Origin of the sequence: Streptomyces sp. NPDC101191, assembly GCF_044767915.1 — a bacterium.
GTDB lineage: Bacteria > Actinomycetota > Actinomycetes > Streptomycetales > Streptomycetaceae > Streptomyces.
Window position 1 is genome coordinate 579,805 of record NZ_JBIWOU010000004.1, and the last position, 25,167, is coordinate 604,971.

The 25,167-nt window shown below is 74.5% G+C and carries 16 protein-coding genes; 3 read left to right on the forward strand and 13 right to left on the reverse strand.

Annotated features, from left to right (window positions below; genetic code table 11):
* Positions 1-113: 113 nt before the first annotated feature.
* Entirely contained in the window at positions 114-2,297 is a 2,184-nt protein-coding gene (locus tag ACIRQF_RS19250) for an ATP-dependent DNA helicase UvrD2 (RefSeq protein WP_382483443.1), read from the reverse strand.
* A gap of 155 nt (positions 2,298-2,452) precedes the next feature.
* Here ACIRQF_RS19250 and ACIRQF_RS19255 point away from each other — a divergent pair, with 155 nt between their 5' ends.
* A complete protein-coding gene (locus ACIRQF_RS19255; RefSeq protein ID WP_376632198.1) occupies positions 2,453-2,710 on the forward strand; it encodes a mycoredoxin in 258 nt (85 codons plus the stop codon).
* A gap of 142 nt (positions 2,711-2,852) precedes the next feature.
* On the opposite strand, the gene nudC is transcribed toward ACIRQF_RS19255, so the two are convergent.
* From nudC to ACIRQF_RS19290, 7 genes are all read right to left on the reverse strand, one after another.
* Positions 2,853-3,800 carry an NAD(+) diphosphatase gene (gene nudC / locus ACIRQF_RS19260; RefSeq protein ID WP_376632196.1) on the reverse strand — a complete coding sequence of 316 codons (948 nt, stop codon included), beginning with the start codon at positions 3,798-3,800 and terminating at the stop codon, positions 2,853-2,855.
* Between the two features lie 65 nt (positions 3,801-3,865).
* Positions 3,866-5,284 carry a dipeptidase gene (locus ACIRQF_RS19265; RefSeq protein WP_376632194.1) on the reverse strand — a complete coding sequence of 473 codons (1,419 nt, stop codon included), beginning with the start codon at positions 5,282-5,284 and terminating at the stop codon, positions 3,866-3,868.
* Between the two features lie 10 nt (positions 5,285-5,294).
* Positions 5,295-8,888, reverse strand: coding sequence for a UvrD-helicase domain-containing protein (locus ACIRQF_RS19270; RefSeq protein WP_404093508.1), 3,594 nt, complete (start codon positions 8,886-8,888; stop codon positions 5,295-5,297).
* Positions 8,889-8,940: 52 nt separating this feature from the next.
* Complete coding sequence (locus tag ACIRQF_RS19275; RefSeq protein ID WP_404093511.1) at positions 8,941-9,801, reverse strand: hypothetical protein; 861 nt, start codon at positions 9,799-9,801, stop codon at positions 8,941-8,943.
* A gap of 205 nt (positions 9,802-10,006) precedes the next feature.
* Positions 10,007-13,585 (reverse strand): ATP-dependent helicase, encoded by a 3,579-nt coding sequence (locus ACIRQF_RS19280; RefSeq protein WP_404093513.1) that lies wholly within the window; start codon positions 13,583-13,585, stop codon positions 10,007-10,009.
* A gap of 206 nt (positions 13,586-13,791) precedes the next feature.
* Positions 13,792-14,133 carry an MGMT family protein gene (locus ACIRQF_RS19285; protein ID WP_389756642.1) on the reverse strand — a complete coding sequence of 114 codons (342 nt, stop codon included), beginning with the start codon at positions 14,131-14,133 and terminating at the stop codon, positions 13,792-13,794.
* Between the two features lie 89 nt (positions 14,134-14,222).
* On the reverse strand, positions 14,223-14,354 hold the full coding sequence (locus tag ACIRQF_RS19290) for a hypothetical protein (RefSeq protein ID WP_404093516.1): 132 nt from the start codon (positions 14,352-14,354) through the stop codon (positions 14,223-14,225).
* On the opposite strand from ACIRQF_RS19290, the gene ACIRQF_RS19295 reads away from it, so the two are divergent.
* Both ACIRQF_RS19295 and ACIRQF_RS19300 read left to right on the forward strand, forming a co-directional pair.
* The gene (locus ACIRQF_RS19295; protein WP_404093518.1) at positions 14,353-16,974 is read left to right on the forward strand and encodes a flippase-like domain-containing protein; all 2,622 of its coding nucleotides are present in this window, start codon (positions 14,353-14,355) and stop codon (positions 16,972-16,974) included. The genes ACIRQF_RS19290 and ACIRQF_RS19295 overlap by 2 nt on opposite strands.
* Positions 16,975-17,111: 137 nt before the next feature.
* The gene (locus ACIRQF_RS19300; RefSeq protein WP_389756639.1) at positions 17,112-18,683 is read left to right on the forward strand and encodes an alpha/beta hydrolase; all 1,572 of its coding nucleotides are present in this window, start codon (positions 17,112-17,114) and stop codon (positions 18,681-18,683) included.
* 84 nt (positions 18,684-18,767) lie between these two features.
* On the opposite strand, the gene moeZ is transcribed toward ACIRQF_RS19300, so the two are convergent.
* The 5 genes from moeZ to ACIRQF_RS19325 all read right to left on the reverse strand — a co-directional run bounded on the left by moeZ (position 18,768) and on the right by ACIRQF_RS19325 (position 24,988).
* Positions 18,768-19,946, reverse strand: coding sequence for an adenylyltransferase/sulfurtransferase MoeZ (gene moeZ / locus ACIRQF_RS19305; protein ID WP_365338545.1), 1,179 nt, complete (start codon positions 19,944-19,946; stop codon positions 18,768-18,770).
* A 63-nt stretch (positions 19,947-20,009) separates the two neighbouring features.
* Positions 20,010-20,747 (reverse strand): spherulation-specific family 4 protein, encoded by a 738-nt coding sequence (locus ACIRQF_RS19310; protein ID WP_389756636.1) that lies wholly within the window; start codon positions 20,745-20,747, stop codon positions 20,010-20,012.
* Positions 20,735-21,697, reverse strand: a complete 963-nt coding sequence (locus ACIRQF_RS19315; RefSeq protein WP_376632178.1) for an NAD-dependent epimerase/dehydratase family protein — start codon at positions 21,695-21,697, stop codon at positions 20,735-20,737. Before ACIRQF_RS19315 ends, ACIRQF_RS19310 begins: the two co-directional genes overlap by 13 nt.
* A gap of 125 nt (positions 21,698-21,822) precedes the next feature.
* On the reverse strand, positions 21,823-23,289 hold the full coding sequence (locus ACIRQF_RS19320) for a hypothetical protein (protein ID WP_404093523.1): 1,467 nt from the start codon (positions 23,287-23,289) through the stop codon (positions 21,823-21,825).
* Between the two features lie 13 nt (positions 23,290-23,302).
* A complete protein-coding gene (locus ACIRQF_RS19325) occupies positions 23,303-24,988 on the reverse strand; it encodes a DUF3492 domain-containing protein (RefSeq protein ID WP_404093525.1) in 1,686 nt (561 codons plus the stop codon).
* Positions 24,989-25,167 lie beyond the last annotated feature (179 nt).

The following is a 25,167-nucleotide window of genomic DNA, read 5'->3' on the forward strand; positions in this document are numbered from 1 at the left end:
ATTTGGACAAGTACAGCACGAAGACAGGGCTTCGAAGAAGCCGCCGTGTCCGTGGTTAAGAACCTATGGGGCTTGACGGGGCGGGCGCAAACTATTTTTCCGACGAGTTTTCCTCAGACCTCGTCGTCGCTTCCTCCACGCACCTCACCTGCGCAGATGGCCAGCACGTCGGCGCCGAAGCGGTTCAGCTTGCGCACGCCCACGCCGGAGATCGCGGCGAGCTCACCGTCGGAGTCGGGCACGCGCTCGGCGATCGCCATGAGCGTCTTGTCGGTGAAGACGCAATAGGGCGGCTGGCCGAGCTCCCTGGCCTGCTCCGCGCGCCACTCGCGCAGGCGCTCGTAGAGACCCTCGTCCATGTCCGAGGGGCAGTCCTCGCAGCGCAGCAGCTTCATCTCGCCGGCCTCGGTGAGCGTGGTGCCGCAGACCCGGCAGCGCACCGGCCCGCGCTGCCTGCGCCGGGCGGCGAGGGCGCCCCGCTCGACGGCCGCTCCCGCGCCGCCGCTCGTGGTGACCGTGCCGAGGGACCCCGAGCCGGGCCGCAGCCCCTTGAGGAAGCGGGTGGGGCGCCGGGAGGGACGGCCGCCCGGGGAGCGCGAGAGCGCCCAGGACAGCGACAGGTGCTGCCGGGCCCGGGTGACGCCCACATAGAGCAGACGCCGCTCCTCCTCGATCTGCTCGTCCGTCCTGGCGTACGTGATCGGCATCATGCCCTCGGTGAGGCCGACCAGGAAGACGGCGTCCCACTCCAGGCCCTTGGCGGCGTGGAGGGAGGCGAGCGTGACGCCCTGGACGGTGGGGGCGTGCTGGGCGACGGCCCGCTCGTCGAGCTCGGCGACCAGGTCGGAGAGGGTCGCGCCGGGCTTGGCCCGGGCGAAGTCCTCGGCCAGCCGGACCAGCGCGGCCAGGGACTCCCAGCGGTCCCGGACGGCGCCGGAGCCGGCCGGGGGATCGCCGGTCCAGCCCTGCCCGGAGAGCACGGCCCGGACCTGGGCGGGCAGGTCCTCGGCGCCGTCGAGGAGGGAGTCGTTCGCCCCGAAGCGGGCCGCGCCGCGCAGCGCCGCGCCCGCCTCTCGCACCTCTTTGCGGTCGAAGAAGCGCTCGGCGCCGCGCAGCTGGTAGGGCACGCCGGCGTCGGCGAGGGCCTGCTCGTAGACCTCGGACTGGGCGTTGATCCGGTACAGCACGGCGATCTCGCCGGCCGGCACGCCGGCCGCGATCAGGTCGCGGATGCGGCGCGCGGTGCCCTCGGCCTCGGTGGGCTCGTCTCCGTACTCGGTGTAGCGGGGCTCGGGGCCGGGGTCGCGCTGGGAGACCAGCTCCAGGCGGTGCTCGGCGGCCCGGCCGCTCGCCTGGCTGAGCAGCCCGTTGGCCAGGTGGACGACCTGGGGGGTGGAGCGGTAGTCCCGGATCAGCTTGATGACGGTCGCGCCGGCGTGGCGGGTGCGGAAGTTCAGCAGGTGGTCCGGGGTGGCACCGGTGAACGAGTAGATCGTCTGGCTGGCGTCGCCGACCACGCACAGGCTGTCGCGGTCGCCGAGCCACAGGTCGAGCAGCCGCTGCTGGAGCGGCGACACGTCCTGGTACTCGTCCACCACGAAGTGGTGGTACTGCCGGCGGATCTGGTCGGCGATGTCGTGGCGGTCCTGCAGGATGCCGACCGTGAGCAGCAGCACGTCCTCGAAGTCGATCACGTCGCGGTCGCGCTTGAGCTGCTCGTACGTCGCGTAGATCTGACCGATCTCGGCGGGATCGCGCGGGGCGTCGCGCAGCGCCTTGGCGACGGCGGCCGGATAGTCGGCGGGCACGGTCTGGGTGACCTTGGCCCACTCGATCTCGCTCGTGACGTCCCGCAGCTCGTTCCGGTCGAGCCGGATCCGGCAGCGCGCGGCCGCGTCGGCGACCAGCTGGACCTTCCGCTCCAGGAGCCGGGGCAGCTCGCCACCGATCGCTTTCGGCCAGAAGTACTGGAGCTGGCGGAGGGCGGCGGAGTGGAACGTGCGGGCCTGCACCCCGCCCGCGCCGAGCTGCCTGAGCCGGCCGCGCATCTCGCCGGCGGCGCGGTTGGTGAACGTGACGGCCAGCACACTGGAGGGGACGAAGACGCCCGCCCGCACCCCGTAGGCGATGCGGTGGGTGAGGGCGCGGGTCTTGCCCGTACCGGCACCGGCCAGGACGCACACCGGACCGTGCAGGGCCAGGGCGACCTCGCGCTGCTCCGGGTCGAGCCCGTCGAGCACCGCGTCGGCCGTCTCCGGGACCTGCGGGAAGAGAGTGGAGTGCGTTGCTGCTGTCACCCCGCCATGCTGCCAGGTCCGCGGGAGCGGTGCGGAGCCTTGTCCACAGGGGGGAGACCGTGGTCATACGAATTCCGGGAATGGCCGGTAGACGACGTACGTTCTTCTTCTCGGCACCGACCCCGAGCACCGCGAGACTAGAGGAGCGCCTGGCCATGCAGGGCACTGTGACGATGTACAGCACCACGTGGTGCGGCTACTGCCGCCGGCTGAAGAGCCAGCTGGACCGCGAGGGCATCGCGTACACGGAGATCAACATCGAGCAGGACCCGGAGTCGGCGGACTTCGTGGAGAAGGTCAACGGCGGGAACCAGACCGTTCCGACCGTCCGCGTCCTTCCGACGGCCGGTGGCGACGAGGTCGTCATGACCAACCCCAGCCTGGCCCAGGTCAAGCAGGCTCTCGCCGTCTGACCTGACACCACGGCGGTGACCGGAAACAGCCCCCTCCCGGGAGACCAGGAGGGGGCTGTTCCGCTTCCGCTTCCCTTGCGGGGCCGGGGGCGCCGAGCCGGGGGCCGTTCCGTTCCGCTCCCCGGGCTCCCGGGGCAGCGGCTCAGATCACGTCGCCCGGCTTCGGCAGCGGCTTGCCGTACCAGAGCTCGATGAGCCGGGAGGCGATCGAGATCCCGTACGGCGGCAGCACCTCGCCCGACTCGAAACCGGCGGCCAGGTCCTCGCGGGAGAACCAGCGGGCCTCGTGGATCTCCTCGCCGTCCACGTTTATCTCCGAGGACGTCGCCCTGGCGAGGAAGCCCAGCATCAGGCTGGACGGGAACGGCCAGGGCTGGCTGGCCACGTACTCGACCTCGCCGACCGTGACGCCCGCCTCCTCGAAGACCTCCCGGACCACCGACTGCTCGATGGACTCGCCCGGCTCGACGAAGCCCGCGAGCGTGGAGAAGCGACCCTCGGGCCAGTGCACCTGGCGGCCCAGCAGCGCCCGGTCCTGGTCGTCGGTGACCAGCATGATCACCGCCGGGTCCGTGCGCGGGTAGTGCTCGGCGCCGCAGGCCTGGCAGCGGCGGATGTGGCCGGCCGCCGCGACCACCGTGCGCTCGCCGCAGCGGGAGCAGAAGCGGTGCAGCCGCTGCCAGTTCTCCAGGGCCACCGCGTGCACCATCAGGCCGGCGTCGCGCGGGGACAGCAGCAGCCCCGCCTCGCGCAGCCCCGCGGGCCGCGCGGACTGGTCCATCCGCCCCGGCAGGCTGTCCTTCTGGAGCGCGAAGTAGGAGACGCCGTCGGCGTCCGTGCCCAGGAAGTAGCGGTGGGTCTCGGTGACCGGGGCCTCGAAGGCCGGGGTCATCACCAGCTCCGTCCGCCCGTCGGGCGTGTCGTCGATCAGCACCTGGCCGCCGGAGACCACGAAGACACGGGTCGTCGGGTGGCTCCAGGCGGCCGCGAGCCACGCCTCGTCGAGGCGGTGATGGGCGGCGCGGTCGATCCCGCTCGGGGCGGTGAGCGAGATCGGGCGGTCCGCGGACGCGTTGTTCAAGGTGCTCACAGGTGCTTCCAACTCCCCCGGATCGGTGTCAGTGGTGCGACGTTCGGCGCGCTGCGGTGTGCGGCTCAGCGCCCGGCGTCGGTGAGGGCGGCGGGCAGGTCCCCCCAGAGATGAGCGGTCGTCTCGACACCCTTCATGAGGAGATCGAGCTCGATCTTCTCGTTCGGGGCGTGCCAGCCGTCGGACGGGACGGAGATGCCCAGGAACAGTACCGGCGCGCCCAGGACGTCCTGGAGGTCGGCGGCCGGCCCCGAGCCGCCCTCGCGCGTGTAGCGGATCTTGGCGCCGTCGAAGGCACGGCTCATCGCGCCGGCCACCGCCTTGAGGGCGGGGTGGTCGAGCGGGGTGAGACACGGCCGGGTCGGGGCGCCGAAGACGATCTCGTGGCGGATGCCCGCCGGGACCAGTCCGTCGAGCCACGCGCGGACGGCGGCCTCGATGCGGTCCGGGTCCTGGCCGGCGACGAGCCGGAAGGACAGCTTCAGGTGGGCGGAGGCGGGGACGATCGTCTTGCCGCCAGGGCCCTGGTAGCCACCGCCGATGCCGTTGACCTCGGCCGTCGGACGGGCCCAGACGCGCTCCAGGGTGGAGAAGCCGGCTTCGCCGAGGGTCCCGTGCGACTTGGCGGTGGCCAGCCAGCCGCTCTCGTCGAAGGGCAGCTCGGCGACGAGGGCCCGCTCGGCGTCGGAGAGCTCGGTGACACCCTCGTAGAAGCCCGGGATCGCGACCCGCTCGTCGGCGTCGTGCAGGGCCGCGACGATCCGGCCGGCGACGGTGGCCGGGTTCGGCACGGCGCCGCCGAACGAACCCGAGTGGATGTCCTGGTCGGGGCCGAAGAGGTCGATCTCGCAGTCCGCGACCCCGCGCATCCCGGTGCACACGGTCGGAGTGGTCTCGGACCACATGCCCGTGTCGGAGACGATCACGACGTCGGCGGCCAGCCGGTCGGCGTGCTTCTCCACCAGCTCGCGGAAGTGCGGCGACCCCGACTCCTCCTCGCCTTCCACCACCAGCTTCAGATGAACGGCGGGGGCGGTCCGGCCGGTCGCGGCGAGGTGCGCGCGGACGCCGAGGGTGTGGAAGAACACCTGGCCCTTGTCGTCGGCGGCGCCCCGGGCGTACAACCGGCCGTCGACGAGCGCCGGCTCGAACGGGTCCGTGTGCCAGCCGTCCTCGCGGGCGGCGGGCTGGACGTCGTGGTGGCCGTAGACGAGCACGGTGGGCGCGTCCGGATCGTCCGAGGGCCACTCGGCGAACACGGCCGGGGCCCCGTCGGTCTCCCACACCTCGACCGTCGCGAAACCGGTCTCCACGAGCTTGGCGGCGAGCCACTCGGCACTGCGCCGCACGTCCCCGGCCCGGTCCGGCTGCGCCGACACGGAGGGGATCCGCAGCCACTCGACGAGGTCGCCGAGGAAGGCGGATCGGTGCTGCTCGATGTACGTGCGCACGGCGTGGACGGCGTTGTCCGGGGTCTCGCTCATGGCCCCGAGCCTATCCGGCGCCGGAGTGCGCTCCGTCCTCGGCTTCCTCGGGGAACGCGGTGCCCTCGGCCGGTTCGCCGCGCAGCACCGCTTCCAGTTCCGCCCGGCCCGGCAGCCGGGCGGGACGGACCACCTCCCCGGTCCGTACGTACACGAACGCGGTGGCCACCTCCTCCGGGTCGAGGCCGTGCTGCTCGGCCCAGGCGAGCCGGTAGATCGCCAGCTGCATCGGATCCGCGGTGCGCAGGTGGCTCGTCTTCCAGTCGACGATCTCGTACGCACCGGTGTCCGGGTCCCGGTAGACGGCGTCGATCCGGCCCCGGACCACCCGGCCCGCGAGGGACAGGTGGACGGGGACCTCCACCCGGTACGGGGTTCGGCGGGCGTACGGCGTGCGGTCGAAGGCCTCCTTGAGCGTCTCCAGGTCGCGCTCGTCGAGGATCTCCGGCTCGCCCGCGAACTCCTCGCCGCCGGGCAGCTCGTCCGGTCCGAGCATGGGCAGCGGCAGCTCCTCGAAGCGCGACTCCACCCACGCGTGGAACCGCGTGCCGCGCCGGGCCGCCGGCTGCGGCGGCTTGGGCATCGGCCGGGCCAGCTCCTTGGCGAAGCCGTCGGGATCGGCGGCGAGGCGGAGCACCTGGGAGGCGGAGAGGTAGCCGGGGAGCAGGACGTCCCGGGTGGTGGAGCGGGTGCGGTGGAGTTCGGTGGTGAGGGCCGTGAGGTCGCGGTCCCAGGAGGCGATCGTCCTGGCGTCCTCGGGCGTGAGCGGCCGGGCCTCGGCCCGGGGCGCGGGCACATGGGGCTCCTCGGCCCGTGGCGCGGGAGCGTGGGGCTCCTCGGGCCGTGGCATGGGCTGCTCCTCGGCCCGCGGTGCGGGAGCGTGGGGATCCTCGGGCCGGGGCATGGGCCGCTCCTCGGCCCGTGGCGCGGGAGCGTGGGGCTCCTCGGCCCAGGGGTCCTCCTCGTACGGAGGGATCTCCGCCGGGTCCTCCGGGTCCTCCGGGATCTCCGCGTCCTCCAGGTCCTCCGGGAGCCAGAGGCCGCCGTCGGCCGGGGTCGCGGAGACCCGCGGCGCCGCCGCGGCGCCGTGGGCGGCCTCCCCCGCGTGCTGCGGGGCGAGGGCCCACAGCCGGGCCGTGACGGCCTCCGCCGCCTCTCGCCGCCGCTCCAGGGAGTCCTTGTCCAGGGGCAGCGGCCAGGCCTGGTCGGCGAGGTCCGCGGCCAGCAGGGGGTTCGTGTCGCCCTCTTCCGGTTCGTCCGCCCACGCCTCGATCTCGCCGTGGCCGGTGGCGCAGTGCTCGTACAGGGCGTGGAGGAAGTCCGAGGGGCCCCGCGGCTTCTTCTGGGAGGGTCCCCACCAGTGGGCGGAGCCGAGGAGGAGGGAGCGGGGGCGGGTGAAGGTGACGTAGCCGAGGCGGAGTTCCTCGGTGTGCTGGTGGTCCCGCATGCCGTTCTTGAAGGCCGTGAGGGACTTCGCGTCCCAGGTGTCGAGCCGCGGCAGGGTGGCCGCGTCGCCGCGCAGGGCGTGCGGGAGGACCTGGGGCTGGGCGGTCCAGGACTCCCGGGCACGGGTGGACGGGAACTGGCCGGTGACCAGGCCGGGTACCGCGACCACGTCCCACTCGAGGCCCTTGGACTTGTGGGCGGTCATCACCTTGACGGTGTTCTCGCCCCCGGGGAGGGCGTTGTCGAGGCCCTTCTCGTACTGCGCGGCCGTCCGCAGGAAGCCGAGGAAGGCGAGCAGCGTGGCCTCGCCGTCGAGGGAGGCGAAGCCGGCGGCGATGTCGAGGAAGTTGCCGAGGGTCTCGCGGCGGCGGGCGGCGAGGGCGTGCGGGGAGGCCGACAGCTCGACCTCCAGGCCGGTGGCGGCGAGCACCCGGTGCAGGACGTCCATCAGCGGGTCGGCGAGCGAGGAGCGCAGGGCGCGCAGCTCGGTGGCGAGGCGGGCGAAGCGGACCCGGGCCTCGCTGGAGAAGGGCAGGCCGTCGTCCTCGCCGCCGGAGTCCAGGAAGGTGTCGAGCGCGTCGGCGAGGGAGATCACCTCGGCCGGGTCGACGCCCTCGACGGCGGCGGCGAGCCGCTGGTCGGCGTCGGCGGACCCCTCGCCGGGCCGGTGCACCAGCAGCCGTGCGCGGCGCCCGAGGAGGGCCAGGTCGCGGGGGCCGATCCGCCAGCGGGGGCCGGTGAGCAGGCGTACGAGGGAGGCGTTGGCGCCGGGGTCCTGGAGGACCTCGCAGACGGCGACGAGGTCGGCGATCTCGGGCAGGTGGAGCAGGCCGGAGAGGCCGACGACCTCGACCGGGACGTCACGCGCGACGAGCGCGGCCTGGATCGCCGGGAAGTCGGTGGCCGTGCGGCACAGGACGGCGATCTCGCCGGGGGCGGTGCCGGTGCGGACGAGGTGGGCGAGGGAGTCGGCGAGCCAGTCGATCTCCTCCGCGTGGGTGGGGAGGAGGGCGATGCGGACGCTGCCGTCGTGCTCGGCTCCGGGGGCGGGACGCAGCGCCTCCACGCCCTCGTGCATGGCGCGCAGGGGCGCGGCGAGGCCGTTGGCGAGGTCGAGCAGGCGCCCGCCGCTGCGCCGGTTCTCGGAGAGGGCGAAGCGGGTCGCGGGGCTGCCGTCCGCGTACGGGAAGTGTTCGGGGAAGTCGTCGAGGTTGGCGACGGAGGCGCCGCGCCAGCCGTAGATGGCCTGGCAGGGGTCGCCGACGGCGGTGACGGCGTGCCCGGTGCCGTGCCCGAAGAGGCCGGACAGGAGCAGGCGCTGGGCGACGGAGGTGTCCTGGTACTCGTCGAGGAGGACGACCCGGAACTCGTCCCTCAGGATCGCGCCGACCTCGGGGCGGGTGGTGGCGAGCTCGGCGGAGAGGGCGATCTGGTCGCCGAAGTCGAGCAGGTCCCGGGAGCGCTTGGCCGCGCGGTAGCGCACGACGAGGTCGAGGAGCTCGCGCCGAGCGGCGCCGGTCTCGGGGAGTTTGCGCAGGTCGGCGTTGGTGAGCTTGACGCCGGCGAGCTCGGCGAGGAGCTCGGTGTCGTGGGCGAGGAGACGCTCGGGCCGGACGAGGTGCTCGGCGAGCTCGGCGTCGAGGGCGAGGAGATCGCCGACGAGGGTCGGGAAGGAGCGGGTGAGCGCCGGATACGGGCCCGGGGACTCGCGCAGCACCCGGGCGGCGAGCTGGTAGCGGGTGGCGTCGGCGAGCAGCCGCGAGGTGGGCTCCAGGCCGATGCGCAGGCCGTGGTCGGTGAGGAGCTGCCCGGCGAAGGCGTGGTACGTCGAGATGCGGGGCTCGCCCGGGGGGTTGTCCGGGTCGATGACGTCGGGGTCGGTGACGCCCGCGCGGACGAGGGCGGTGCGGACGCGCTCGGCGAGCTCCCCGGCGGCCTTGTTGGTGAACGTGAGACCGAGGACCTGCTCGGGGGCGACCTGGCCCGTGCCGACCAGCCAGACCACCCGGGCGGCCATCACCGTCGTCTTGCCGGAACCGGCGCCGGCCACGATGACCTGCGGGGCGGGCGGCGCGGTGATGCAGGCCGTCTGCTCCGGGGTGAACGGGATGCCGAGGAGCTCCTTGAGCTGCTCGGGGTCGGTGAGGAGTGCGGTCACCCCAAAGAGGCTAACGGGACCCGCTGACAGTCCCGCCCCTTCGCGACGTCCGTCACACCGGCCGCTCCGCGGTACTGCCCTGGTCCAGCTTGGTCAGGTCGACCGTCTCGTCCTCGGGCGGGACGACGACCTTCACGGGCTTGTCGTAGTCGGAGAGCACCACGCTGCCGGGCTCGGCGCCGCCCGTCTTGACCATCTTGAGGATGTACGGCTTGCCGCGCTGCGAGACGGACACGGTCGTGGTCTCGCCGTGGGGCTTCCGCTTCACCAGGGTGGCGACCGGGGTGCCCTTCACCTCGGCGTCGGGGCCGCGGACCAGTCCGGTGCGTTCGGCCTTGTTCCTGCCGAGGTCGGAGAGGAGCGCCTTCAGGTCGCAGACGCCGCCGAGGTCACCGCTGCCGGCCTGCCCGGGGGCGATCTTCAGCCAGCGGCCCTTGAGGAGCTCGATGGTCGCCTCGATCTGCGGTTCGGGCATGCCCTGGGAGGCCATGGAGGCCCGCCAGAACTTCTCGTCGCCCTTCATGTACGTGAGCCCGCCGGTCTGGCGGAGCTCCGCGGCGCCGCCCTGGAGCTTGATCCGCCCGGTGCACTGCTTCTTGTCGTTGACGGAGAAGTCGACGTCCAGGGGCTGTCCGCCGGTGGTGACCCGGCCGGCCATGCGCAGTGAGGTCGCGGACTGGGTGGCGGCGACGGCCTTGTCGCCGATCTGGTCGGCGGTCAGGCCCCGGAAGGGGTCGGGAGACGGGCTGGGCGCCCGCACGTCCGCCGCCGGTCCCTGTGCTACCCCGGCCTGTGCCGCCGGAGCCTGCGTCTGTGGGGCCCGGGCCTGGGCAAGGGTGGCGGGCGCGGCGCCCGCGATCAGGGCGGTGGCGACGGCGGTGGCGACGCGGAGCTTGGTGGTGCGGTACGCCATGCGAGCCTCCTCGCGGACTCTCCCCGAGACCCCCGGCTTTCCAGGGTGCCGGAGCGGGGCGGTCGTCGCGACTTCGCGGCCGGGCGGGGCTCCCCGCGCCCCGCGACCGCGGCGCCGGCGCCCTCCGTGCCCGCGGCGCCCGCGCCCGCGGCGGCCCACGCCGCACCGCCCCGCGCCCGCACCGCCCCGCGAGCCCTCCGCCTGCCTACTCCACGATGTGACGGCCCTCGGGGCGGGCGCTGCACGAGGCGCGGAAGCTGCAGGTCGTGCAGTGCTGCCCGGCGGTCGGGGTGAAGCGCTCGTCGAGGACGCGGCCGGCGGCGGTGGCGAGGAGGTCGCCGACCCACTCCCCTTCGAGCGGCTGCTGCGCCTGGACCTTGGGCAGGGCGTCGCCGCCCTCCTTCTTGGGGGCGGCCTGGCGGAGGTGGACGAGTTCGGCGCCGCCCGGCTCGGGGGTGCGGCCGCCGAAGACCTCGTCGACGGCGCCCTCGCGGACGGCGAGCTGGTAGACGGCGAGCTGCGGGTGGTGCGCGACCTCGTCCTTCGTGGGGGCGGCCTTGCCGGTCTTGAAGTCGACGACGTAGGCGCGGCCCTGTTCGTCGGCCTCGACGCGGTCCATGGAGCCGCGGATGCGGACCTCGTACGCCCCCGCGCCCAGGGTGACGTCGAAGTCGTGCTCGGTGGCGGCCGGGGTGCGTCCGGCCCGGTCCATGACGTGCCAGTGCAGGAAGCGCTCCAGGGCGACCCGGGCGTTCTCCTTCTCCTGCGCGGACTTCCAGGGCGCGTCGAAGGCGAGCGCGTCCCAGACGGAGTCCAGGCGGGCCATGAGGACGTCGAGGTCGGCGGGGGTACGGCCGGAGGCGACCTCGTCGGCGAGCACGTGGACGACGTTGCCGAAGCCCTGGGCGGCGGTCGCGGGGGCGTCGGCCTTCACCTCGCGGCCCAGGAACCACTGGAGGGCGCAGGTGTTGGCGAGCTGGTCGAGGGCAGAGCCGGAGAGCGCCACGGGGCGGTCGCGGTCGCGCAGCGGTACCTCGCTGCGGGTCGGCTCGGCGAGACCCCACCAGCGGTCCGGGTGGGCGGCGGGCACGAGCGGGTGCCCGTCCTCGTCGGCGAGGGCGGCGAGCCGGGCGAGGCGTTCGGCGGCGGCGGCGCGCAGCCCGGGCGAGGCCTCGGGGTCGACGGTGGTGGCGCGCAGCTCGGCGACGAGGGCGGCGACGGCGAGCGGGCGCCGGGGCCGGCCGGCCACCTCCTTGGGCTCCTCGCCGAGCTCGGTGAGGAAGCGGGAGGGCTGGTCGCCGTCCTCGGCGGGGGCCTTCACGGCGGTGACGACGAGCCGGTCCCGGGCGCGGGTGGCGGCGACGTAGAAGAGCCGGCGCTCCTCGGCGAGGAGGGCGCCGGGGGTGAGCGGCTCCGCGAGGCCGTCGCGGCCGATGCGGTCGGCCTCCAGGAGGGAGCCGCGGCGGCGCAGGTCGGGCCACAGCCCCTCCTGCACGCCGGCGACGACGACGAGGCTCCATTCGAGGCCCTTGGAGCGGTGGGCGGTCATCAGCCGGACGGCGTCGGGTCGGGTGTGCCGGCGGGTGAGGGTGTCGGCGGCGATGTCCTGCGCGTCGAGCTCTTCGAGGAAGTTGAGCGCGCCACGGCCGCCGACCCGGTCCTCGGCGCGGGCGGCCGTCTCGAACAGGGCGCACACGGCGTCGAGGTCCCGGTCGGCGTTGCGCCCGGCCGGGCCGCCGCGCAGGGAGGAACGCTCCAGGCGCCCGGGCCAGGGCGTGCCGTTCCAGAGCAGCCACAGGGCCTCTTCGGCGGTGCCGCCCGCGGCCAGCTTGTTCCGCGCGGACCGCAGCAGCTCGCCGAGCCGCTTCGCGCCGCGCGCGTACGCCTGGTCATGCGCGACGAGCCGCTCGGGCTCGGCCAGCGCCCGGGCGAGCAGCACGTCCGACGGCGCCGGCACCTTGTTCCCGCCGGCCCGCTCCTCGTCCCGCAGCGCCCGCCCGAGCCGGCGCAGGTCGGCGGGGTCCATCCCGGCGAGCGGCGAGGCGAGCAGCGCGACGGCGGTCTCGACGTCGAGCCACCCGGATCCGGCGACGCCGCGGTCATCGGCGCCCGGGTCCGCCCCGGCACCGGCACCGGCATCGGCGCCCAGGTCCGCCCCGGCACCGGCACCGGCATCGACGTCCGGGTCCGCCCCGGCAGCGGCACCGGCATCGACGTCCGGGTCCGCCCCGGCACCGGCATCGGCGCCCAGGTCCGCCCCGGCACCGGCATCGGCAGAGGCGTCGACCTCAGCCACTGCATCAGCCACCCCGTCCGCCTCGGCGCCCTCGGTGTCGACAGCGGCACCGGCACCGGCACCGACACCGACACCGGCGTCCGCCCGACCCCCCGGGCCCGCCTCCCCGTCGTCCGGGCCCTCGCCCCGCGCCTCCGCGCCGTGCGCGGCCACGCCCCCCGCCGCCGCGCGCAGGGCGAGCAGCAGCGGTGCCACGGCCGGTTCGTGGCGGAGCGGGGTGTCCGCGGCGTCGGTCTCGACCGGGACGCCGGCGGAGGTGAGGGCGCGGCGGAGGGCGGGCAGGTGGGCGGCGGCGCGGGTGAGGACGGCCATCTCGTGCCAGGGGAGGCCGTCCTCCAGGTGCGCGCGGCGGAGGAGGTCGGCGATGTTGTCGGTCTCGGTGGAGGCGGTGGGGTACGTGTAGACCTCCGCCCGGCCCCCCTCCCGTACCGGTGCGAGTGCGCGGTGGGCCCGTACCGCGGCGGCGGGAAGGCGGGGCAGCGGCATGCGCTGGGTCACCAGCCGGGTCGCGGCGAGCAGCGCCGCGCCGGAGCGGCGCGAGGTGCCGAGGACGCGGACGCCGCCGCCGAAGGCGGCCGGGAAGTCGAGGATGCCGTTCACGTCGGCGCCCCGGAAGGCGTAGATCGACTGGTCGGGGTCGCCGAAGGCGACGACCGAGGGGGCGGTCAGCCCGCGGAGCAGCCGCACCTGGGCGGGGTCGGTGTCCTGGTACTCGTCGACGAAGACCGCGTCGTACGCGGGGAGCGTGCCGGGCGCGGCGGACTCCACGAGCAGCACCGCCCGGTGGACCAGCTCGGTGTAGTCGAGGACGCCCTGGAGGTCCATGACGTCGAGGTACTCGGCGAGGAAGCCGGCCGCGGCCCGCCAGTCCGGGCGGCCGACGCGGCGGGCGAAGGCGTCCAGGGCTCGCGGCCCGAGGCCCAGTTCCCGGGACCGCGCGATCACCGCGCGCACCTCGTCGGCGAAGCCCCGGGTGGTGAGGCAGGCGCGCAGTTCGTCGGGCCAGCGGAGCCGGCCGAGGCCGAGCTTCTCCAGGTCGACGTGACCGGCGAGCAGTTCGCGTACGGCCAGGTCCTGCTCGGGTCCGGACAGCAGCCGGAGGGGTTCCGCGAAGAGGTCGGCGTCCTGGTGGGCGCGGACGAGGGCGTAGCAGTACGAGTGGAAGGTGGTGGCCTGTGGGGGCCGCTGCCCGCCGAGCCGGGCCGCCATCCGGTCGCGGAGTTCGACGGCGGCCTTGCGGCTGAAGGTGAGGACGAGGAGCCGCTCGGGGTCGGCGCCCTGTTCCATGCGGGCGGCGACGGCCTCGACCAGCGTCGTCGTCTTTCCGGTGCCGGGTCCGGCGAGGACGAGAAGTGGTCCGTCCGCGTGCTCAACCACCGCCCGCTGCGCTGCGTCCAGCACAGGGGGCCGCACCGGCGCCGGGACGGCCCGCACCAGCCGGTACGCGCCGGGGCCCCGCGTATGCCGAAGGGTCGAGGAGGAAGTCACGTGGGTCGCCGGTCCTGCTGGTGGGTGTGCGGGTTTCACGGACCGCTCGGGCCGCGCGCGCCGCTGGGGTCGCTCGCGTCGCCGGTCGGGCCGCGCGCGCTGCTCGGGGTGCTCCGGTGAGAAACGCGAGCTTCGACGTTACGCGATCCCGCCCGCGTCCCTCACGTGTCGTGCCGTCAGGCGTGGCACCGGGGTCCGCCGCGCCCTCACCCGCCCGTACCGTCCCAGCGGGCGCGCCGCATGTCGAGTCTGACCGGGCCGCCCTTCGGCTCCCGCAGCGGTGTGCCCTCGGCCCGGTAGTGACCGAGGGCACGGCGCTCGTGGCCGGGGAGCAGGGTGCCGTCCGCGCGGACCACACGCCACCAGGGCACCGAGCTGCCGTACAGTGCCATGACCCGGCCCACCTGGCGGGGACCCCCCTCGCCGAGCCACTCGGCGACGTCGCCGTAGGTCATCACCCGCGAGGGCGGGATCTCCTCGGCGACCTGAAGGACCCGTTCCGCATACTCGGGCAGCTCGGGCAGCTCCTGGTTCTCCATTCGGCCCATCCTGCCGCACCGCACCGACAACCCCCTGATGCCTCCGTACGGCCCCTTCTCGTGCCACCATCGTCCGGGCGGTGACTGGTGATACGAGATCAAGAACACGAGACGACGACGGCAACGACGGCATCGGCGGCCACGACCGTGACGCCGACGGCAACGACGGCATCGGCGGCCACGACGGTGACGCCGACGACGACCACGGAACGGCACGCAGAGACGGACATGGTGATGGCGCAGGACAGCCCGCCCGAGCGCGCGCCCGAGCGCGTATCCGGCGACGAGCCGCTGCTCGCTGCCCGCGTGCACCGGCCGTCCGACCTGATGCGGCTGCTCATCGGCGTCCTCGCCATCGCCGTCGTCCTCGCCATCGCCGCCTTCGCCCACGGCACGACCTCCGGCCTGGAGCAGGACATCAACAAGGGCGCCGGCGGCGCCCCCGACGTCTTCGTCAAGATCGCCGGCCTGGTCTCGTCCATCGCCGTCCTGCTCGTCCCGGTGGCCTTCGCCATCGAACGGCTCGTGAAACGTGACGGACTGCGCATCGCCGACGGCGTGCTGGCGGCCGTCCTCGCGCACGGCGTGACGCTCGCCACGGACCTGTGGGTCGCGCAGGCGGCACCCGGCACCATCCAGGACGCGCTCACCCAGCCGCAGTCCGGCGGCGGTCTCACCGACCCGGTGCACAACTACCTGGCGCCGGTCATCGCCTACATGACCGCCGTGGGCATGGCCCGAAGACCGCGCTGGCGCGTGGTGCTGTGGGTGGTGCTGCTGCTCGACGCGTTCACCATGCTCGTCGCCGGGTACACCACCGCCTTCTCGATCATCCTCACCGTGCTGATCGGCTGGACCGTGGCCTACGGCACGCTCTACGCGGTCGGCTCGCCCAACGTCCGGCCCACCGGGCAGACACTGCTGGCCGGCCTGCGACGGGTCGGCTTCCGGCCGGTGACCGCGCTGCGCGCCGAGGGCGTGCCGGACTCCGCGGACAGCGGGGACCGCGGACGGCGCTACATCGTGACCCTGGAGGACGAGCCGCCGCTCGACGTCACGGTCGTCGACCGCGAGCAGCAGGCGCACGGCTTCTTCTACCGGGCCTGGCGGCGGCTCACCCTGCGCACCATCACCACCCGCCGCTCGATCGTGTCCCTGCGCCAGGCCCTGGAGCAGGAGGCGCTGCTCGCGTACGCGGCGATCGCGGCGGGCGCCAACGCGCCGAAGCTGATCGCCACCTCCGAGCTCGGCCCGGACGCCGTGATGCTCGTGTACGAGCACCTGGGCGGCCGGACCCTCGACTCGCTGGACGACCAGGAGATCACCGACGACCTGGTGCGCAGCGCCTGGCGTCAGGTGAAGGCGCTGCAGTCGCGCCGGATCGCGCACCGCAGGCTCGCCGGCGACGCGATTCTGGTGGATCGTTCCGGCAGGGTGATCCTCACGGATCTGCGCGGCGGCGAGATCGCCGCCGGCGACATCGTCCTGCGGATGGACATCGCGCAGCTGCTCACGACCCTGGGTCTGCGGGTCGGGGCCGAGCGGGCGGTGACGGCGGCCGTGGAGGTGCTCGGCCCGGACCCGATCGCGGACTGCCTGCCGCTGCTCCAGCCGATCGCGCTGAGCCGGTCCACCCGGGCGGAGCTGCGCCGGCTCGCCCGCGAGCGCTCGGCACGGGAGCGCGAGGCGGTCCTCGCGGCCTCGGAGGCGGCCAAGCAGGCCCGGGCCGAGGCACGGGCGCAGAGCGACCTCGCCGCCGACCGCAAGGCCGCCCGGGCGGAGAAGCTGGCCGACAAGAAGGCCGAGAAGCGGGCGCTCGACGAGGCCCTGGACGAGGCCCGCGAGGAGGACCTGCTGGCCCAGATCCGCCAGCAGGTGCTGCGGATCCGGCCGCAGGCGCCGGTGGAGCCGGTCCGCCTGGAGCGGATCAAGCCGCGGACGCTCGTCAGCCTCATCGCGGGCGCCGTCGCCGCGTACTTCCTGCTGTCGCAGATCGCCCGGACCCCGCTGTCGACGGTCGGCGAGGCCGACTGGCGGTGGGTGGCGGCGGCCGTGGTGTTCTCGGCGATCAGCTACCTGGCGGCGGCGATGAGCCTGCTCGGCTTCGTGCCCGAGCGGGTGGGGTTCTGGCGGACGGTGGTGGCCCAGGTCGCCGGCTCGTTCGTGAAGATCGTCGCTCCGGCGGCGGTCGGCGGCGTGGCCCTGAACACCCGTTTCCTGCAGCGCGCGGGGGTGCGCCCGGGGCTCGCGGTCGCCAGCGTCGGCGCCTCGCAGCTCTTCGGGCTCGGAGCGCACATCCTGCTGCTGCTGTCCTTCGGCTATCTGACGGGTACGGAGAAGTCGCAGTCCTTCTCCCCGTCGAGGACCGTGATCGCCGGCCTGCTGACGGTCGCGGTGCTCGTCCTCGTCGTGACGGCGATCCCCTTCATGCGCAAGTTCGTGTCGACCCGGCTGCGCTCGCTGTTCGCGGGGGTCGTGCCGCGCATGCTGGACGTGCTCCAGCGGCCCATGAAGCTGGTCACCGGCATCGGAGGCATGCTGCTGCTCACGGGCGCGTTCGTGTTCTGTCTGGACGCCTCGATCCGGGCCTTCGGGCAGGGGCACCAGACGATCAGTTACGCGAGCGTGGCCGTCGTCTTCCTCGCGGGCAACGCCCTCGGATCGGCGGCGCCCACGCCGGGCGGTGTCGGTGCGGTCGAGGGCGCGCTGACCGTGGGTCTCGTGGCGGTCGGCCTGCCCTTCGAGGTCGCGACTCCGGCCGTGCTGCTCTACCGGCTCCTGACGTTGTGGCTGCCGGTCCTGCCGGGCTGGATCTGCTTCAACTGGCTGACGAAGCGCGAGGCGCTGTAGGGCGGCGCCCGCGCCCGCGGTGGCGCCACGGCGGCGCCGAGCCGGGGCGGGCCGGCCACCGCCCGGGGCCGCGCCGGGCGCCACCCGCATGGCCCTCCGCCCGCGCGGGGGCCCGGGGTGCGGCACACGATGGGGACATGCCGATCTCCGCCGCTCAGCGTGCCGCCCTGCTCACCGCGACCGCCCTGCTGCTCACCGCCGGGTGCTCCGACGACGGGGACAAGGAGGCGGCCGCCGAGCCGAGCGGGCCGGTCGGGCTCGACGCGCTCGCGGGGCAGAAGCTCGAATGGGCGCCGTGCCTGCCGCCGTCCCCGGCGGAGGGCGGCGGACCGGCGCCGTCGCCGCTGCCCGGCGGGGCGCCCTGGGAGTGCAGCTTCATGAAGGCGCCGCTCGACTACGCCAAGCCCGACGGCGACACCGTCGAGCTGGCCCTCATCCGCGCCAAGGCCCGCGACACGAACAAGCGGATCGGCTCGCTGGTCTTCAACTTCGGCGGCCCCGGCGGCTCCGGCGTCACCGGCCTGCCGAGCTTCGCGACCGACTTCGAGGGCCTGCGGTCCCGCTACGACCTGGTGTCCTTCGACCCGCGCGGCGTCGGCCGCAGCGAGCCCGTCGAATGCGCCACCGACAAGGAGCTCGACGCCTTCTACGCCCTGGACTTCACGCCCGACGACGCCGCCGAGGAGCGGACGCTGGGGGCGGCCCAGCGGAAGTACGCGAACGGCTGCGAGAGGAACGCGGGCCCCCACCTCCCCTATGTGGGGACGGAGAACGCCGCCCGTGACATGGACCTGATGCGCCGGGTCCTCGGGGACGACAAGTTCCACTACTTCGGCATCTCGTACGGCACCGAACTCGGCGGCGTCTACGCGCACCTCTTCCCGAAGAACGTGGGCCGCGCGGTCTTCGACGCGGTCGTCGACCCGACGGCGGGGGTGGAGGCCGGCGCCCTGGGCCAGGCGAGGGGCTTCCAGCTGGCGCTGGACAACTTCGCGAAGGACTGCGTGGACCGGGGCGACCAGTGCGTGCTGCCGGGCTCGTCGGTCGCCGAGATCGAGGGCTTCATCACCGATCTCCTCGCGGAGCTCGACAAGAAGCCGATCCCGGGCATCGGCGACCGGATGCTCACCCAGACCCAGGCCACCAACGGCATCGCGCAGGCCCTGTACTCGAAGGAGTTCTGGCCGTATCTGGAGCAGGGCCTCGACGAGGCCGAGGGCGGCAACGGGGCCCTGCTGCTCGCCCTGTCGGACTCGATGAACGGGCGCAGCCAGAACGGTAGTTACAGCAACATCCAGGCTGCCAACGCCGCCATCAACTGCGTGGACTTCAAGGAGCGCTTCACCCTCGGGCAGGCCAAGGAGCGGCTGCCCGAGTTCCGCCGGGCCTCCCCCGTCTTCGGCGACTTCATGGGCTGGGCCCTCGCGAGCTGCGCCCCGTGGCCGGTCCCGGGGACCTGGGACCACCCCGACGTCTCGGCCCCCGGCTCCGCCCCGATCCTGGTGATCGGCAACACCGGTGACCCGGCCACCCCGTACGCGGGCACCCGTTCGATGGTCGAGGCCCTCGGCCCGGGTGTCGGCGTGGAGGTCACGTACAAGGGCCAGGGCCACGGTTCCTACAACAGCGGCAACCGGTGCGTGAAGGCGGCGACCGACGCCTACCTCCTGGAGGGCAAGGTGCCCGCCTCCGGGACCGTCTGCCGGTGACGGAGACGAAGGGGGCCCGGTGGTGTCCGTCGTACGGACGGATGCCACCGGGCCCCTCGTGCGCTGCAGGGCTGCGCGGGCGGTCTAGTAGACCGGCTTCTCCGGCTCGATCTGGTGGACCCAGCCGATCACGCCGCCGCCGACGTGGACCGCGTCCGCGAAGCCCGCGGACTTGAGGACGGCGAGGACCTCCGCACTGCGGACACCCGTCTTGCAGTGCAGGACGATGCGCTTGTCCTGCGGGAGGTCCTGGAGGGCGTTGCCCATCAGGAACTCGTTCTTCGGGATCAGACGGGCGCCGGGGATGGAGACGATCTCGTACTCGTTCGGCTCGCGGACGTCGATGATGTCGATGCTCTCGCCGTCGTCGATCCACTCCTTGAGCTGCTTCGGAGTGATCGTGGAGCCGAGCGCCGCCTCCTGGGCCTCCTCGGACACGACGCCGCAGAAGGCCTCGTAGTCGATGAGCTCGGTGACGGTCGGGTTCTCGCCGCAGACCGCGCAGTTGGGGTCCTTGCGGACCTTGACCTGGCGGTACTGCATCTCCAGGGCGTCGTAGATCATCAGGCGGCCGACCAGCGGGTCGCCGACGCCGGCGAGGACCTTGATCGCCTCGGTGACCTGGATGGAGCCGATGGACGCGCACAGCACGCCCAGGACGCCGCCCTCGGCGCAGGAGGGGACCATGCCCGGCGGCGGGGGCTCCGGGTAGAGGCAGCGGTAGCAGGGGCCGTACTCGGACCAGAAGACCGAGGCCTGCCCGTCGAAGCGGTAGATCGAGCCCCACACGTACGGCTTGTTGAGCAGCACGCAGGCGTCGTTGACCAGGTAGCGGGTCGCGAAGTTGTCCGTGCCGTCGACGATCAGGTCGTACTGGCTGAAGATGTCCATCACGTTCTCGGCCTCGAGCCGCTCTTCGTGGAGGATCACGTTCACGTACGGGTTGATGCCGAGCACGCTGTCGCGGGCCGACGCGGCCTTGGAGCGGCCGATGTCGGACTGGCTGTGGATGATCTGACGCTGCAGGTTCGACTCGTCGACCTCGTCGAACTCCACGATGCCGAGCGTGCCGACACCGGCCGCGGCCAGGTACATCAGGGCCGGCGAACCGAGACCGCCGGCGCCCACACAGAGCACCTTGGCGTTCTTGAGCCGCTTCTGCCCGTCCATCCCGACGTCCGGGATGATCAGGTGGCGGGAGTACCTGCGGACCTCGTCTACGGTGAGCTCGGAAGCCGGCTCGACCAGGGGTGGCAGCGACACGGAGTCTCCGATGGTCGGTATGTCAGTACGGTTGTTCTCCGCACAACACTGCCACGGCCCTTCTCATTCCGAGACACCCCGTCCGATACGCGAGACGATTTCGTCCCAGTAGCCGGGCAGCGTGTGGAATTGGTCGGTTTGTCCGGGGCGGCCCCTGCGGTCGGTGATGAAGACCGTGCCGGCGCCCTGCCAGCGGGCGATCCGCAGGGCCTCGTCCAGATGCGTCCGGGGCACCCCGTGGACCAGGTGCACGAACTTCCCCGCCGGATACTCGGCCGTCCACTCCGCCACCTGCGACCAGCGGTAGTCCGTCCATGCGCCGGAGAAGGTGACCAGCTGGTCGGCGCTCTCCGCGTAGCCCGGGTACGGGTGGGTTCCGTGGCCCAGGACGAGGTGGACCGTGTCCTCGCGCAGCGCCTCCAGGGTGGCGGCGATCCGCCGGACGCCCGGCAGGTCGGCCCGGTCGGCCGGGGCGCGGTCGAGGTAGAAGCCGTCCGTCCGGTACCAGTCGAGGAAGCGCTGGGCGTCCGAGACCAGCTCGCCGAAGGGGCGCGAGCCGTACCGCAGGTCGAGGTGGCCGAGCACCCGGACGCCCGCGTTGCGCAGCTTGCCCGCGGCCGCCAGGCAGTGCGGGTCGGGCCGGGCGCCCGGCCCCTCCGCGACGTTGAGCACGGCCCAGTGCACCGGGGTTCCGGGACGGGTGAGTTCGGCCCATTCGACGGGCGCGAGCAGGGGGTGGGCGTAGCCGGGGACGCCCACCCCCATGTCGGTGACCGTCCCGGTGGCGGTCAGATGCGGCATGCCGCCTCCATCCAGATGTCCGCGAGGGACTCCTCCAGATTGATCCGGGGCCGCCAGCCGAGCCGGTCGCGCGCGGTGCGGACGTCGGCCTGCTGCCAGGGACCGCAGCCGTCGGGGTACGGGTAGGGGGCGGCGGCCAGTTGCTCGGCGATGGACGCCTCGGTGCGCGGGGCGCCGATCACCGAGCGCGGCGGCGGTCCGTCGAGCTCGTGCAGCTGGCCCGCGTATCCGGCGACCCTGGCGAGGACGGCGGCGGCGTCGCGGAGCTTCACGGCGCGGCCGGTGCCGATGTTGACCACGCCCTGGGCGGCGGAGAGCGAGGCGGCGTGCACGGCCCGGGCGACGTCCCGGACGTCCACGAAGTCCCGCTGCACACCGAGTCCGCTGAGCTTGAGCTCGCCGTCGCCGGCCTGCATCGCGCGGCGCATGGCCTCCGCGAGCCGGCCGAGCGGGGAGCCGGCCGGGGTGCCGGGGCCGACCGGCGAGAAGACCCGCAGCACGACCGCGTCCAGGCCGGAGCCGAGGACGAGCTCGGTGGCGGCGAGCTTGGACACGCCGTACGGGCCGCCGGGCCGGGGCACGGCGTCCTCGGCGGTGGACGAACCGGGCTGGCTCGGCCCGTACTCCGAGGCGCAGCCGACCTGGACCAGCCGGGCGCCGCAGCCGCTGCGGCGCAGCGCCTCGCAGACGGTGGCGACGGCGACCGTGTTGTGCCGGGTCAGGTCGCGGGCGCCGCCCCGGGTGGCTCCGGCGCAGTTGACGACCACCCCGGGGTGGACCGCGTCGAGGAACCGGGTGAGTGCGCCGGGGCTGCCGGTCGCGAGGTCGAACCGTACGTCGGCGTCGTCGCCGCGGCCGAGCGCGGTGAGGTGGACCGCCGGGTCGGCGAGCAGGCGGTCGGCGACGAAGCGGCCGATGAATCCGTTGGCTCCGAGCAGCAGCACCCTCATCGTGCGGCCCCTTCGTGCCGACCGGCCGTGGCGTGGGATTGGGGGGTCATGTCTCTTTCGTCTCCTTGGGAGGGTCTACGTGGGAGGGGTACGCCCGCGGCGTCGGCTCCGCGGGTGCGCCGGGGTCAGGCGTGGGCCGAGGCCCGGGAGAGCGCCGAAGCGGCGTGGACGAGCAGGGCGAGGGCGGCGCCGCCGCAGACGAGAGCGGGCACGGCCCCGGGGCCCCACTGGTCGACGACCGAGCGGACCGGCGCGCCGAGGAGGTGACAGCCCGGGAGCCGGGCGGCGAGGACGCTCGCCAGGACGAGGGCCTCGCCGGCGCAGGCCGCGGCGAGGACGCCGGCCGCGCCCTCGGAGTAGCCGTGCGCGGCGAGCAGCCGGGCGAGCAGGAGCAGGGTGCCGAGTGCGAGCGCACCGGGACGGAAGCCGGTGAGGACCAGCAGCCCGGCGAGTGCGGCGAGGTGGAGCGCGACGCCGCCGAGGAGCAGCGGGCGGGCGCCGGCCGCGAAGTCGTCCAGCCCGCGGCTGGCGGCGAGTCTTCGGCGGGCCCGGACCGCGAAGAGGTGGGCGCACCAGGCGGCGGGGACGACGGAGAGCGCGAGGGCGAGCAGCGGCCCGGTGTCGAACCGCCATGCGCCGTCGGCCGGCCCGTCGAGACCGGTGACGACGAGGGGACCGCCCTCCGGTCCCCCGCTGAGCAGCTGGTCGAGCAGCCCGTCGCCGGCCGCCGCGTACGCGAGGAGCCAGAGCGTCCACAGTGCGGTGGCGGGCACGGTACGTCCGGAGGCCCGCAGCGGCCCGCGCCGCACGGCGCCGAACAGCGCGCCGGCCAGCCCGAGCGCCCCGGCCGCTCCGACGACGAGACGGGGCACCCCGGTGCTGAGCGCGAGCCCGACGGTGCCGAGCGCGGCGGCGGCCCCGGGGCCGCAGACGGCGAGCGCCCAGCCCCCCACCCCGTCGTCCCTCGTCCGCGCGGGCGCGGCGGGCAGCGCCCCGCCCTCGCCGCGCGGCACGCGCGCGTAGAGCTCCTCGGCGAGCGAGAACACGTCCCGGTGCCGGAACCGCGCGGCGGTCCGGTCGGTGACCCCGTGCGCCTCCAGCCCGGCGGCGATCTCCAGCGGATCCACGGCCCGTTCGCACAGCTCGCGGTGCCGGTGCATCAGCGCCTTGACGGGGTCGGCGGGTCCCCGGCGCGCCCGCACACCGGAGGCCGGTGCGGGCACGGACTGCTGAATCGCTTCGGCAGGGTCCTCGGGGCCGGCCGCGCCGACGAGGACGGGCACGGGGTCGGTTCCGGGCTCGGGCTCGGGCTGCTCGGGCTCGGTCACGGTACCGGTCGCGGTCACGGCCCCGGTCACGGTCCCGGTCGCGGGTCCGTGGTCGACCGGAGCGGGATCCCGCCGGGCACCGGGACCGGGTGCGGCGGACTCCGCCGGGGCGGCCAGGAGGTCCAGCCCCGCGGGGGCGGCCGAGAGGTCCAGGTCGGGGGTCGCGGGCCCGGCCGTGTCGGCCGTGAGCGCGGGAGCCCTGAGCAGGGCCTCCGAACGGGAGTCCCAGGGGCCGGGGCTGGTGGGGGCGGCGGGGCCGCGCATGGCTGTGCCTCCTTCAGGCATCGGGATCTCCGGTGCCGGCCGCGGCGGTGACCGGCTGGTCCGCCCAGCTGCCGGGCACATGGGCCTCGGCCGGGTGCGCGAAGGGCACACCGCTGGTGGTGCGGCGGCGGACCGGCGAGTGGGAGAGGAGTTCGAGGTAGATGCCGCGGAACGCCGCGAGGTTCTGTTCCACGGTGAACAGCTCCAGTGCGCGGGCCCGGGCGGCGGCGCCGAGCCGGTGGCGCCGGTCGGGGTCGCGCAGGAGCGCGAGGCAGGCGTCGGCGAGCGCCTTGGGGTTGCGCGGGGGCACGACGAGTCCGGTGCCGCCGATCACCTCGACCACCGCGCCCACGTCCGTGGAGACGGTGGCCCGGGCGCAGAACATGGCCTCGACGAGGCTGACGGGGAAGCCCTCGACGACACTGGAGAGGACGACGACGGCGCTGGCGGCGTAGGCGTCCTCCAGGGTGGGGGCCTCGGGGCCGCCCAACTCCTCGAAGGAGACCGGGTTCTCGCCGACCGCGTGGGCGCCGGCCGCCTCGTCGGGGAAGAGCTGCTCTGCCAGGCCGCGGCAGTGCGCGAGGTAGGCGGCCGCGCCGGGCTCGCGCACGGGTGCGGTGATGATCCGCAGCCGGGCGTCGGGCTGCCGCCGCCGCACCTCGGCGAAGGCGTGGAGCAGGGCGACGAGGTCCTTGGCGGGTTCGACCCGGCCGATCCAGGACAGGGTCGTCGGGTCGCCGCTCTCCTCGTCCTCGCCGACCTCGGCGAAGCGCTCGGCGTCCATGCCGGGGTAGACCGTGCGCAGCCGGGCCCGCTCGGCACCGCACTTCTCCTGCCAGCGACGGGCGTGGGTGTTGCCGGGGGTGAGGAGCGCGGCCTGCCGGTAGACCTCGCCGGCGAGCCGGCCGTGGAAGGCGGCGAGCAGGGCGCGGACGGGCGTGGCGAGCGCGGCGCCGGTGGCGGCCAGGTAGTGGGCGCGGAGCTGGACGCCGTACTCGGTGACGAGCAGCGGGGTGCCGAAGAAGCGTTTGGCCAGCAGGCCCGGGAGCGCCGCGGCCCCGGCGGAGGCCGCGTGGCACAGGTCGACGAGCCCGAGGCCGCCGGTACCGTCGGGGCCCTCCTCCTCGGCGTACCAGCCGAGGGAGAGCGGCCGCAGGGCGCGCTCCAGCTGGTCGGTGAAGGCGAGTTGGTCGGCGACGGTGGCGGCGGCCACGCTCCGGCGCGCGCCGGGCGCGCGGCAGGCGGACTCAAGGATCCGGACGGCCCGCTCGGAGCGGAGCGCGGCGCTCAGGCCGCCGCAGGCGCGGGCGAGTTCGGCGAGGCCGTAGAGCCCGGAGGCGAACTGCTCGGCGACCGCCTCGTCGTCGCGGCCGGGGCTCCGGCCGAACGGCTCGCCCGTCGTGTCCGGCGCCGCGCACAGACCGTCGGCCAGGTCCTTGAACGCGGCCTCGAAACGGCGCCGTTCGCGCCGCCCGTAGCCGCGTCCGGCATCCTCGACGGTCCAGAGCGGCGCGGTGCGCACCACCCGCACGTTGGCCGGCAGCGGCAGCCTCCCGCCGGCCTCCTGGCGGGCGTCGCGGCTGAGCGCGTACAGGTCGAACTCGTGCGGGGCGAGCCCGCGGACGAGCCGGTCGCACCAGAGCCCGGACTCGCCGGCGGCGAACGGATAGCCGCCCTCTGTGAGCAGTCCGATCCGCATGGGCACACCCCCGTTCTCCCGTGGACGGCGGTCACCGATCCGGTCCGGTGACCCGCAGCGGGAAGAACGTAAGCGGATGTGACGGTGGTGGGGGGGGCGGGGGGGGGGGCGGCCCCCGCGAGGGGGCGTCGGGCAGCCACAGTCGCACCCCCCGGCCCGGGGTTGGGGGCGGGGGGTGG

What these genes read in the sequence shown, in the direction of transcription:
- ACIRQF_RS19255 (WP_376632198.1), top strand. Translation starts at nt 2,453, where the DNA reads ATGCAGGGCACTGTGACGATGTACAGCACCACGTGGTGCGGCTACTGC.
- ACIRQF_RS19265 (WP_376632194.1), bottom strand. Translation starts at nt 5,284, where the DNA reads ATGAGCGAGACCCCGGACAACGCCGTCCACGCCGTGCGCACGTACATC.
- ACIRQF_RS19275 (WP_404093511.1), bottom strand. Translation starts at nt 9,801, where the DNA reads ATGGCGTACCGCACCACCAAGCTCCGCGTCGCCACCGCCGTCGCCACC.
- ACIRQF_RS19285 (WP_389756642.1), bottom strand. Translation starts at nt 14,133, where the DNA reads ATGGGCCGAATGGAGAACCAGGAGCTGCCCGAGCTGCCCGAGTATGCG.
- ACIRQF_RS19295 (WP_404093518.1), top strand. Translation starts at nt 14,353, where the DNA reads ATGGTGATGGCGCAGGACAGCCCGCCCGAGCGCGCGCCCGAGCGCGTA.
- ACIRQF_RS19290 (WP_404093516.1), bottom strand. Translation starts at nt 14,354, where the DNA reads ATGTCCGTCTCTGCGTGCCGTTCCGTGGTCGTCGTCGGCGTCACCGTC.
- ACIRQF_RS19300 (WP_389756639.1), top strand. Translation starts at nt 17,112, where the DNA reads ATGCCGATCTCCGCCGCTCAGCGTGCCGCCCTGCTCACCGCGACCGCC.
- ACIRQF_RS19310 (WP_389756636.1), bottom strand. Translation starts at nt 20,747, where the DNA reads ATGCCGCATCTGACCGCCACCGGGACGGTCACCGACATGGGGGTGGGC.
- ACIRQF_RS19315 (WP_376632178.1), bottom strand. Translation starts at nt 21,697, where the DNA reads ATGAGGGTGCTGCTGCTCGGAGCCAACGGATTCATCGGCCGCTTCGTC.
- ACIRQF_RS19320 (WP_404093523.1), bottom strand. Translation starts at nt 23,289, where the DNA reads ATGCGCGGCCCCGCCGCCCCCACCAGCCCCGGCCCCTGGGACTCCCGT.
- ACIRQF_RS19325 (WP_404093525.1), bottom strand. Translation starts at nt 24,988, where the DNA reads ATGCGGATCGGACTGCTCACAGAGGGCGGCTATCCGTTCGCCGCCGGC.